Raw genomic sequence first — 11688 nt, forward strand, 5'->3', positions numbered from 1 at the left:
GCCATTTTAAGGATGCCGCGCCCATGCTGATGTCGAACCCGGTCGCCCGCGCGGCGCGCCTCCATTTCATGGCCAACGGCTTTCGCGTGCTGACGCCGGGCGATCATGTTGTCTGCGCAGTGAGCGGCGAGAAGATCCCGCTGCAATTGCTGCGCTACTGGAGCGTCGAGAAGCAGGAGCCCTATGCCTCCGCCGCTTTGGCGATGCAGGCGATGCGCGGTTGAGGGGGCGTAGCTGATGGGACTCGCTGCTCGGCTGCCCGCCGCCCTTCTGGGCTTCACTCTGCTCGGCAGCGCGCAGCTGCCCGCGGCCGCGCCTGCCGTGCCCGTCTCGGCGGAGGCGGCACCGATTCCGCCCGCGCCCAACGTCGCGGGGCCGTTCACGTTGCAAGGGCAGCTGATCCAGGGCGGCGCAGTGATCGGCACCGCTCCCCGGGACACGAGCATGCTCACGCTCGACGGCGAAGCGGTGCCGCTCACGCCCGACAGAAAATTCCTGATCGCGTTCGATCGCGACCATGGCCCCAGTGCAACACTGGTGGCGACTTTGGGTAACGGTACCCAGCAGCGCCAGGTGCTGGCGATCGCGCCGCGTGCCTGGGATATTTCACGGCTCGACACACTGCCGAAATATCCGGTGCCGCGCCCCGAGTTCGAAAAGCTGCGCGTTCCCGAGCTCGCGCAGATCAATGCTGCGCGGAAAATGCAGACCGATTCGCAGGGCTGGCGGCAGATGCCGTTCTTCTGGCCGGTGGTCGGGCGCATCTCGACGCTGTTCGGTTCGCAGCGCATCTATCGCGGCGAGCCGGGCTCCTATCATTCGGGAATCGATATCGCCCGGCCCGCCGGCACGGTGGTGCTGGCACCGGCGGACGGCGTGGTGATTCTCGCTGCGGCCAAGCCCTTCACTTTGGAGGGTAATTTGCTGATGATCGACCATGGCATGGGTCTCAACAGCGCCTTCATGCATCTCTCGCGGATCGACGTGAAGCTGGGCGAGCATGTCCGCCGCGGCCAGCCGATCGGTGCGGTGGGCCGGACGGGGCGTGCCACCGGGCCGCATCTCCACTGGAGTCTCAAGTGGCGGGATGCGCGGATCGATCCGCTGCTCGTTGCAGGGTCGATGCCCGTCACGGATTGAGGCGCGAATGTGTCGCGCTGCAACATAAAGAAACACGATTTGACGCAAACGCGCAATATTCCGTGCGTCTCTGTAGCATTTCAGCCACACATCCCTTGAAAGCGCCCGCAGCATAGCGCTGCCCGGTTTACAGCGCCGGGGTCGCCATTCACGATCCGTTCAAGCTCCACCATTCCGCACACGTGAGTTGCACACGGGAATGGAGGAGCGGGGAGACAACCCGGCTGCCAAGCGCGAGCGACGCGGCCGGACATACAGAGGGATCACCATGAAGAACACGCAGATCACCCTGCGCGGTAGCACGGCGCTGTTTGCGCTCGTGCTTGCGGGCGCTACGGCCGCGACGCCGGCCTTCGCCCAGACCACGCCGACTCCGTCGACGACGGTCCCGACCACCACTCAGGACACCACCCAGGACGAAGGCACGATCGTCGTCACCGGCTCGATGTTCCAGAGCGCTGCCGGTTCGGCCACTGCGTCGCCCGTCACCGTCGTGACCGCCGAGTCGCTCGACACGCGCGGCATCTCGACCATGCAGGACGCCATCCAGTCGCTCGCCGCCAACAACGGCCCGGCGCTGACCAACAGCTTCTCGGCCAACGGCGCGTTCGCGGCCGGTGCATCGGCCGTGTCGCTGCGCGGCCTGTCGACCAACTCGACGCTGGTGCTGTTCGACGGCCTGCGCGCCGCCTACTACCCGCTGGCCGACGACGGCTCGCGTAACTTCGTCGACCTCAACACCATCCCGGACGACATCGTCGAGCGCATCGAAGTGCTGCGCGACGGCGCTTCGTCGACCTACGGCGCAGACGCGATCGCGGGCGTGGTCAACATCATCACCAAGAAGGAAGTGAAGGGCTTCAAGGCACGCGCCGAAGCCGGCATTTCCGAGCGTGGCGATGCCCCGTCCTACCGCCTCAGCGCGACCGCCGGCTTCGGCGATCTCGATGAGAACGGCCTGAACGCCTATATCAGCGGCTTCTACTACAAGAGCGAAGCGCTCTATAACAAGGACCGCGGCTTCCCGTACAACTCGGACGACGCCCGCGCGCTCTGCTATGGCGGCGACTGCGTCGGCAACAGCGTGATCGGCGGCCTGAACGGCGCCGGCCAGTACACCCAGGGCACGCCGACCTCGTCGTCGTTCCTGTTCCGCCCCTATGACGCCGCGACCAACTCGGTTGTCGGCTCCACCACCTGGCAGAACCTCAGCCAGCAGCCCTGCCCGGGCAGCGTTTACACGCTGACCGCCGCCGACCGCGCGCTCGCCGCCAACGCGACCGCCCCGTCGACGGTCTGCCAGGTCGACTACACCAAGAACTGGGGCGTGATCTCGCCGGACGTCGAGCGCTTCGGCATCTCGAGCCGCGTGACTGCGCGTCTGGGTGACACGACCGAGGCCTATTTCGAAGTCAACTTCCTGCAGAGCACCGTCCACTACACCGGCTTCCCGGGCACGGTGTACGGCGCGGCGCCGACCGGCATCTATTACCCGCAGTTCCGCACCTCGGGCGCGGGCGGCACCGGCACGATCTACGCTGCCGGCTCGGGCATCCTGGCGCTTCCGGTCTATGTCTGCTCGCGCGCTGCTGGTCAGCACGCCACCATGGTCAACGGCGTTCCGACGCTGCCGGGCTGCACGGCTGCCACCGGCACGCTGAACCCGAACAACCCCTATGCGTCGACCGGCCAGGTCGCCCGCATCGTGGGTCGTGACCTTTCGGAAGTCACCGACAACCAGACCCGCAACCGTGCCTATCGTGCCGCCTTCGGCATCAAGGGCAACCTGAGCGACACCGTCACCTTCGACGTTGCCGCCACCGCGATGCACGAAGACCTGCGTCGCCGCCAGGACGGCTATGTTTACATCCAGCACCTGCTCGATGTGATCGCCGACGGTTCGTACAACTTCCGCAACCCGGGTGCGACGCCGCAGTCGGTGCGCGACTATCTGACGCCGGTGAACTACACCGACGCCAGCTCGGACCAGTATCAGCTGCAGGCCAGCCTGAGCGCGACGCTCATGGATCTGCCGGGCGGCCCGCTGCAGTTCGGTTTCGGTGGCTCGCTCCGCTACGAAGCGGTTGACGCGCCCTCGGGCAACTCGGACATCAACGGCCCAACCGAGCGTTACTTCACGCTCAACGCCTTCGGCACCACCGGCAATCGTACCATCGGCTCGGCCTTCGCCGAACTCGATGCGCCGATCACCGAGTGGGTCGGCATCAACGCTTCGGGTCGCTATGACCGCTACTCGAGCGGCCAGGACGCCTTCTCGCCGAAGGTCGGCATCAAGGTGACGCCGATCAAGCAGCTGGTGGTGCGCGGCACCTACTCGCGTGGTTTCCGTATCCCGTCCTTCGGCGAAGCCAACGCGCTGCCGACCACGGGCTATGTGAACAACACGGTGGGCCTGTTCAACAACGCCTACCTCGCGCAGTATGGCTGCACGACCGCCAACTTCAGCACGGCCTGCCCGACGTACATCCGTTCGGCTTCCTACGGTCTCACCACCCTGGCGAGCCCGAACCTGAAGCCGGAGAAGTCGCAGAGCTGGACTGCCGGCGCGATCTTCGAGCCGGTCCGTGGTGTGTCGTTCACCATCGACTACTACAACATCAAGAAGACGGGCGCGATCACCAGCCCGGATACCGGCACCGCCGTCGTCAACTACTATGCCGGCCTGCCGATCGATCCGTCGATCACCATCGTCACCAACTCGCCGGACGTGAACTTCCCGACCGCGAAGCCGACCGTGGCCTTCGTGCAGTCGTCGCTCGTCAACGCCGACACGATCAAGGCCCAGGGCCTCGACTTCTCGGCCAGCGTCGACTTCAAGGTCTCGGATGGTCTGCGGATCGCGAGCTCGCTCGAAGCCAGCTACATCATCAAGCTGTCGACGACGGTTGCGGGTGTCGAGCAGCGCTATGACGGCACGATCGGCAACTACAACCTGACCGCCGGTTCGGGCACCCCGAAGTGGCACGGCAGCTGGCAGACCACGCTGGACTTCGGTTCGTTCGACATGACCGGTACCGCCAACTATTTCGGTGGCTACAACCTGTCGGCGATGGACCAGGGCAGCGACTACAAGGACTGCTCGATGTCCTTCACCACCAACTACTGCGATGTGTCGTCGTACGTGACGTTCGACCTCAACGCGCGTGTGAAGGTCAACGACCAGTTCACCTTCTACATGACCGCGCTGAACCTGTTCGATCGCATGCCGCCGATCGATCCGGTCACCTACGGTGCGCAGTATTACAACCCGGTCCAGGGCGGTAACGGCATTCTCGGCCGCTACTACAAGGCCGGCGTCCGCGTGAACTTCTAAGCTTCACGCTACTGCCAAAAATTGGGGGCGGTTCCTTCGGGAACCGCCCCTTCTTTTTTGCCGATACCGGAGCCGATGCGGGCTAGCGAGACCCCCTCGGCGAAGGTCAGGCGACCGAGAGCGCCAGCGCGCCGTCGCCTTCGTCGATCTTCACCGTCGAGCCGTCCTTCACGTCGCCGCGCAGGATCATGTCGGCCAGCGGATCCTGGAGATAGCGCTGGACCGCCCGTTTGAGCGGGCGCGCGCCATAGACCGGATCATAGCCGACCCGGCCCAGCCAGGCGCGCGCAGCATCGGTGAGGTCGATCGCGATCTTGCGGTCCTTGAGCAGCTTCGCCACCCGGCCGACCTGGATGTCGACGATCGGCGCCATGTGCTCCGCGCCCAGCCGGTGGAACAGGATGATCTCGTCCAGCCGGTTGAGGAACTCGGGGCGGAAATGCGCGCGGACGACTTCCATCACCTGCGGCTCGACACTCTCGACCGGCTGGCCCTCGCCGAGATTGGTGAGGAACTGGCTGCCCAGGTTCGAGGTCAGGATCACGATCGTGTTCGAGAAATCGACCGTGCGGCCCTGGCCGTCGGTCAGCCGCCCGTCGTCGAGCACCTGGAGCAGCACGTTGAACACGTCGCCATGCGCCTTCTCGACTTCGTCGAACAGCACGACCTGATAGGGCCGCCGCCGCACCGCCTCGGTCAGCACGCCGCCTTCCTCATAGCCGACATAGCCGGGAGGGGCGCCGATCAGCCGCGCCACGGCATGCTTCTCCATGAACTCGCTCATGTCGATGCGCACCATCGCGTTCGGATCGTCGAACAGGAATTCGGCCAGCGCCTTGGTCAGCTCGGTCTTGCCGACGCCGGTCGGGCCCAGGAACAGGAAGCTGCCGAGCGGCCGGTTCGGATCCTGCAACCCGGCGCGCGAGCGGCGCACCGCGGTCGACACGGCCTTCACCGCATCGGCCTGGCCGATCACCCGCTTGCCGAGCACTTCCTCCATGGCGAGCAGCTTCTCGCGCTCGCCTTCCATCATCTTGTCGACCGGGATGCCCGTCCAGCGCGAGACGACTGCGCCGATATCCTCGGCGGTCACTTCCTCGCGCAGCATCGCGCCCTTGGTCACGCCCTGCGCTTCCTCGAGCTGCTTGGTCAGCGCCGGGATCGTGCCGTAGTTGAGCTCGGCCATCTTGGCGAGGTCGCCGGCGCGCTGCGCCTGCTCGAGTTCGATCTTGGCCGCCTCGAGCTGTTCCTTCAGCTTCGATTCGCCGGCGATCTTGTCCTTCTCGGCCTGCCAGCGCGCAGTCAGCTCGGCCGACTGCTGCTCCAGATTGGCGAGCTCGCTCTCGAGCGTGGCCAGCCGGTCGCGCGAGGCGTCGTCCGTCTCCTTCTTGAGCGCCTCGCGCTCGATCTTGAGCTGGATGATCCGGCGGTCGAGATTCTCGATCTCCTCGGGCTTGGACTCGACTTCCATGCGGATGCGGCTGGCCGCCTCGTCCATCAGGTCGATCGCCTTGTCGGGCAGGAAGCGATCGGTGATGTAGCGGTTGGAAAGCGTCGCGGCGCTCACGATCGCGGCATCGGTGATGCGCACGCCGTGGTGCAGCTCATATTTCTCCTTCAGCCCGCGCAGGATCGAGATCGTATCCTCGACCGTCGGCTCGCCGACGAACACCGGCTGGAAGCGCCGCTGCAGCGCAGGGTCCTTCTCGACATATTTGCGATACTCGTCGAGCGTGGTTGCGCCGATGCAGTGCAGCTCGCCGCGGGCAAGCGCGGGCTTGAGCAGGTTGCCGGCGTCCATCGCGCCCTCGGTCTTGCCCGCGCCGATCAGCGTGTGCATCTCGTCGATGAACAGGATGATGTCGCCTTCGCCGGCCTTCACTTCGTCGAGCACGCCCTTCAGCCGCTCCTCGAACTCGCCGCGATATTTGGCGCCCGCGATCAGCGAGCCCATGTCGAGCGACATGAGCGTGCGGTCCTTCAGATTGTCGGGCACGTCGCCATTGGCGATGCGCAGCGCGAGTCCCTCCGCGATCGCGGTCTTGCCGACGCCCGGCTCGCCGATCAGCACCGGATTGTTCTTGGTGCGCCGCGCCAGGATCTGGATCGTACGGCGAATCTCCTCGTCGCGGCCGATCACCGGATCGAGCTTGCCGGCACGCGCTGCCTCGGTCAGGTCGCGTGCGAACTTCTTGAGCGCGTCATAGCGGTCCTCGGCACCGGCGGTGTCGGCGGTGCGCCCGCCGCGCAGCTGGTTGATCGCGGCGTTGAGCGCCTCGGGCTTCGCATTCGCCGCCTGCAGCGCCTTGCCCGCGGCGGTGTTGAGCGACAGCGCCAGGGCCACGAGCAGCCGCTCGACGGTGACGAAGCTGTCGCCCGCCTTCTGCGCGATCTGCTCGGCCTGGTCGAGCACGCGCACCGTGTCGTTGTCGAGCCCCGGCGTCTGCTGCGCGCCGCCACCCGACACCGCTGGGATCTTCGACAGCGCGAGGTCGGTCTCGCTGAGCGCGCGCTTGGCGTCGCCGCCGGCTGCCTGGATCAGGCCGCTCGCCATGCCCTGCTCGTCCTCGAGCAGCGCCTTCAGGATATGCTCGGGCGAAATCCGCTGATGGCTCATCCGGATCGCGACGGTCTGCGCCGACTGGAGGAAGCCCTTGGCGCGGTCGGTGAATTTCTCGAGGTTCATGCGTGTCCCTGTTCGTTCCTGTCCCGCGAGATAGTGTTGCGATTATGCAACACAAGAGGCGCTCGCTGCCTGTTTCGCATCATGTAATGCAGCAGCGCCTTCCGCCAAGCCACGGCGGCGCCTGCACTTTGTTGCTTGTCCGAAACTTGTAACCGCACGGTCGCGCAAATGACATCGCGGCTACCCGATGCTGCAACGCACAAACCCTAGCGCCGCCCGCGGCAGGGGCATTGGGGCCCTGGCCGATATTCCCAGGGAAGATCACCCATGCGTAAGGCTGCTATCTGGCTGCTGGCCGGCACGTCCATTCTCACCTCGGGCACCGCTTTCGCGCAGGACGCGCAGACGGTTGCCCCGGTTCCCGCCGCCGATGAGGGCGGCGACGATACGCAGATCGTGGTGATCGGCCGCGGCGAGACCCGCCAGGTCCAGCAGCTTTCGGCCGCGGACATCCAGGAACTCGCCGCGGGCACCAGCCCCCTGAAGGCTATCGAGAAGCTGCCGAGCGTCAACTTCCAGTCGGCCGATCCGTTCGGCGCCTATGAATGGGCCGAGCGCGTCTCGATCCGCAGCTTCAACCAGAACCAGCTCGGCTTCACGCTCGACGGCATTCCGCTCGGCGATGCCAGCTATGGCAACGTCAACGGCCTCCACATCAGCCGCGCGATCACCAGCGAGAATGTCGGCGAGGTCCGCGTTTCGCAGGGCGCCGGCGCGATCGGTACGCAGGCGACCAACAATCTCGGCGGCACGCTCGAATTCTTCTCGCGCGAGCCGTCGGGCAGGTTCGGCGTGCATGCCGAGGGCACCTATGGCAGCGAGAACACCGTGCGCCTGTTCGGCCGGGTCGACACCGGCGATCTCGGCGGCGGCGTGAAGGCCTATGCCTCGTACGTCTATTCGGATCTCGACAAGTGGAAGGGCTGGGGCGCGCAGCGCACCAACCAGGCGAACGGCAAGATCGTCGCTCCGGTGGCGGACGGCGTGCGCCTCGTCGGCACGATCAGCTACTCCGATCGCCGCGAGAACGACTATCAGGACCTCTCGCTCGGCATGATCAACCGGCTGGGCTATGACTGGGATAATATCTCGAACGACTATGCGCTCGCGGTGCGCATCGCCGACATCGCCAACAATCGCGGCGACACCGGCGCACCGGTGTCGAACGCGGCGGCGGGCACCGTCTATCCGGCGCCGGTCGCGACGGTGGACGACGCCTATTTCGATGCCGCGGGCCTGCGCCGCGACTGGCTGGGTTCGTTCGGGGTCGAGGGCGACACCGGCGGGCTGAACTTCGCGCTCAAGGGCTATTACCACAACAATCACGGCCAGGGCCTGTGGTACACACCCTACGTGCCGAGCCCGGGTGCCGGCGCCTCGCCGATCTCGATCCGCACCACCGAATATGACATGGACCGCAAGGGCCTGTTCGGCCACCTCACCGGCAAGATCGGTGGCAACAACGAAGTGACCGTCGGCGGCTGGTACGAGAACAACGCCTTCCAGCAGGCGCGCCGCTTCTACGCGCTGTCGAGCCGCACCGCGCCGGATCGCGACAGCCTCGATTTCCAGTCGGACCCGTTCGCGACCCAGTGGGACTATGACTACACCACCGACACCTTCCAATATTATGTCCAGGACAAGCTGACTTTCGGCGCGCTCACGCTCAACCTGGGCTGGAAGGGCTTCAGCGTGAAGAACCGGGCCGATCCCAACACTGCCGGCAGCCTCGCCTCGGGCGAGATCAAGGTGACCGACTGGTTCCAGCCGACCGCGGGCTTCAATTTCCGCATCGGCGGCGGCGCCGAGCTGTTCGGCGGGTTCAGCCAGGTGACGCGCGCCTTCACCGCCTCGGCCACCACCGGCCCGTTCGCCACCACCCAGGCCGGCTTCAACGCGCTGCTCTCGGGCTCGACCAAGCTCAAGCCCGAGCAGTCGGATACCTGGGAACTGGGCGGCCGCGTCCGTTCGGGCCCGTTCACCGGCTCGCTGGCAGGCTATTATGTCAACTTCCGCAACCGCCTGCTCGGCGTAACCACGGGCGCTGGCATCGTCGGCAACCCGGTGACGCTGCAGAATGTCGGCGATGTCCGCGCGATCGGCTTCGAGGCGACCGGCGACCTGCGCCTGGGCAGCGGTTTCGGCGCCTTCGTCTCGTACAGCTACAATGATTCGACCTATCGCGACGATGTCGTGAACTCGGCCGGCACGCTGCTCGCCGCGACCAGGGGCAAGACCGTGGTCGATGCGCCCAAGCACCTGCTCAAGGGCGAGCTGACTTATGACATGGGCGGCTTCAACGCGCGCATCGGCGCCAACTATATGAGCAAGCGCTACTTCACCTACACCAACGACCAGTCGGTCGAGGGCCGCGTCGTCGTCGATGCGACGCTCGGCTACAAGTTCGACCTGGGTGGCCGCGACCTGGAGATCCAGGCCAACGCGACCAACCTGTTCGACAAGAAGTACATCTCGACGATCGGCACCAACGGCTTCGGCAATTCGGGCGACAACCAGACGCTGATGGTCGGCGCGCCGCAGCAGTTCTTCGTGACGTTGAAGGTCGGCTTCTGACCGGCTTCGCTCTCCCGGACAGCATAGGGGAGCAAAGGGAAAGGCCGGGGCGCACGCTCCGGCCTTTTCGGTTCAAAATCCTCTCCCGGAGGGAGAGGGGGACCGCCGCCGGAGGTGGTGGTAGAGAGGGATCGCCCCAAGCGATATCGCCCGTGGCAGGCCTCCTCCACCAGCTTCGCTGGTCCCCCTCCCCCTGCGGGGGAGGATTTTGCTAGTCCTTCTTCGGCGCCGGTGCGGGCGCAGGCGCCGGAGGCACGATCACCGTCACCTTTGCGCGCGGCGCGCCCGATGCCGGCACCGGCGCGTCGGCTGGCCGCGGCGCCTTGGGCGCATCCTTCGCGAAGCGCATGCCGAAGCTGTTGCCTTCGTACCAGCGCGGCTCCTGGTCGGCATCGGCGATCTCGCGCGCGATCATGTAGTTGATCCGGGCGAACTTGGCGCCGGCCTGCCAGTCGAAGGGCTGGCGGATGTCGTCGCTCACCTTGTGATAGTTGGTCTTGAGGAAGTCGCGGAACGCCTTCTCGCCGCCATTCTTGAAGCCGGTGACGAGGAAGACCGAGGGCACGCCCGCCTTGACGAAGCTGTAATGGTCCGAGCGGAGGAACAGCTGCTCCTCGGGCATCGGATCGGGGGAGAGGGTGATGCCCATCTTCGCCGCGGCACGCGCCACGATCGGGCCCAGCGTCGAATGCTCGGCGCCGAAGGCGACCACGTCCTGGAAGTCGTAGAGCAGGATCGGCATGTCGAGATTGACGTCGGCGACCACCTTGCCGCTGCCGACGACCGGATAGCGCGCCAGATATTCCGAGCCGATCAGCCCGTCCTCCTCGGCGGTGAGCGCGACGAACAGGATCGAGCGGCGCGGGCGCTTGCCGCTCTGGACGAAGGCGCGCGCCGCCTCGAGCATGCTCGCCACGCCGGCGGCATTGTCCATCGCGCCGTTGTAGATCTTGTCCTCGCCGTCGAGCCCGGGATCGGTGCCTTCGTGATCGAGATGCGCGGAGATCACGACATATTCACTGGCCAGCTTCGGATCGGATCCGGGCAGGATGCCGATCACGTTCTCGCTCTTCTTCACCGTCACCACGCTGGTGCGCTCGAGCGTGAGGCGCTGCTTGAGCGCGAAGCTGCCGGGCATGCCCCCGGGCTCGGCGAGCTTGGCATAGAGCTGCGCGGCGCTCATCGGCGCGCCCTTGAACAGCGCCTCGGCGGCCGGGCCCTTCACATAGGCACCGATCTTGACCGCCGGGTTCTCGCCCTTGGGCGATCCGTCGGGTGCCAGCCAGTTGCTCTGCGGCTGCTGGAAATACATCACCGCCTGCGCCCAGGGGAAGGCGCCCTTCAGATTGTCGGGCGTGACGACGTAGAGCATCCCGAGCGCGCCGTGCTCGCCGGCGATGGCGGGCTTGTCGACCTTGCCGGCCGCTGTGCCGGGCGGGGTGTTGAGCAGGGTGACGACGAACTTCCCGGTCACGTCGAGCCCGGCATAGTCCTCCTCACGGCCATAGCCGACGAACACCGCGTCGGCGGTGAGCGTCTGCGTCGCCTCGCCGAAGCGCGGGCTCGGTGCCATCAGCACGTCGGTGCCGGAGGGGAATTTCCGGGCGCCCACCGTCACCGTCGCGGGCCTGTCGGCGTCGAGTGCATATTCGGCGATGTTCACCGGCTGGTACCAGCCCTGGGTGCCGCCCGGCTTGAATCCCATCGCATCGAAGCGGCTGGAGACATAGCGCGCCGCGATTTCGAAGCCCTCTGTGCCGTTGTCCCGCCCGCCGAGCAGATCGTCCGCCAGGAACTCGACATGCCCGCGCACTTCGTCGGGGCTGAACACCGGCTCGCTCTGTGCCCATGCATGCATCGGCGCCAGGCCGAGCGAAAGCGCGATCAGAAGCGAGGTGCGGCGCATGAAATCTCCCCGGAATGGCCCAGTTTTCCGCAGGCTAGAGCAAATGGT

At 66.1% G+C, this 11688-nt stretch carries 6 protein-coding genes; 4 read left to right on the forward strand and 2 right to left on the reverse strand.

What is annotated here, in order from left to right; translation table 11 throughout:
- Nucleotides 1-23: 23 nt before the first annotated feature.
- The 3 genes from P6144_RS13175 to P6144_RS13185 all read left to right on the forward strand — a co-directional run bounded on the left by P6144_RS13175 (nt 24) and on the right by P6144_RS13185 (nt 4474).
- Nucleotides 24-224, forward strand: a complete 201-nt coding sequence (locus P6144_RS13175; RefSeq protein WP_277768220.1) for a DUF2093 domain-containing protein — start codon at nt 24-26, stop codon at nt 222-224.
- Between the two features lie 13 nt (nt 225-237).
- On the forward strand, nt 238-1140 hold the full coding sequence (locus P6144_RS13180; protein ID WP_277768221.1) for a M23 family metallopeptidase: 903 nt from the start codon (nt 238-240) through the stop codon (nt 1138-1140).
- A gap of 268 nt (nt 1141-1408) precedes the next feature.
- Nucleotides 1409-4474 carry a TonB-dependent receptor gene (locus tag P6144_RS13185; protein WP_277768222.1) on the forward strand — a complete coding sequence of 1022 codons (3066 nt, stop codon included), beginning with the start codon at nt 1409-1411 and terminating at the stop codon, nt 4472-4474.
- A 106-nt stretch (nt 4475-4580) separates the two neighbouring features.
- On the opposite strand, the gene clpB is transcribed toward P6144_RS13185, so the two are convergent.
- Nucleotides 4581-7160, reverse strand: a complete 2580-nt coding sequence (gene clpB / locus P6144_RS13190) for an ATP-dependent chaperone ClpB (RefSeq protein ID WP_277768223.1) — start codon at nt 7158-7160, stop codon at nt 4581-4583.
- Between the two features lie 267 nt (nt 7161-7427).
- Between clpB and P6144_RS13195 the strand changes: the two genes are divergently transcribed.
- Entirely contained in the window at nt 7428-9734 is a 2307-nt protein-coding gene (locus P6144_RS13195; RefSeq protein WP_277768224.1) for a TonB-dependent receptor, read from the forward strand.
- Between the two features lie 211 nt (nt 9735-9945).
- Here P6144_RS13195 and P6144_RS13200 read toward each other — a convergent pair whose 3' ends face one another.
- Nucleotides 9946-11640 carry a M20/M25/M40 family metallo-hydrolase gene (locus tag P6144_RS13200; protein ID WP_277768225.1) on the reverse strand — a complete coding sequence of 565 codons (1695 nt, stop codon included), beginning with the start codon at nt 11638-11640 and terminating at the stop codon, nt 9946-9948.
- Nucleotides 11641-11688: the final 48 nt, after the last annotated feature.

The sequence above is a fragment of the Sphingomonas sp. HITSZ_GF genome (assembly GCF_029543155.1).
Lineage (GTDB): Bacteria > Pseudomonadota > Alphaproteobacteria > Sphingomonadales > Sphingomonadaceae > Sphingomonas.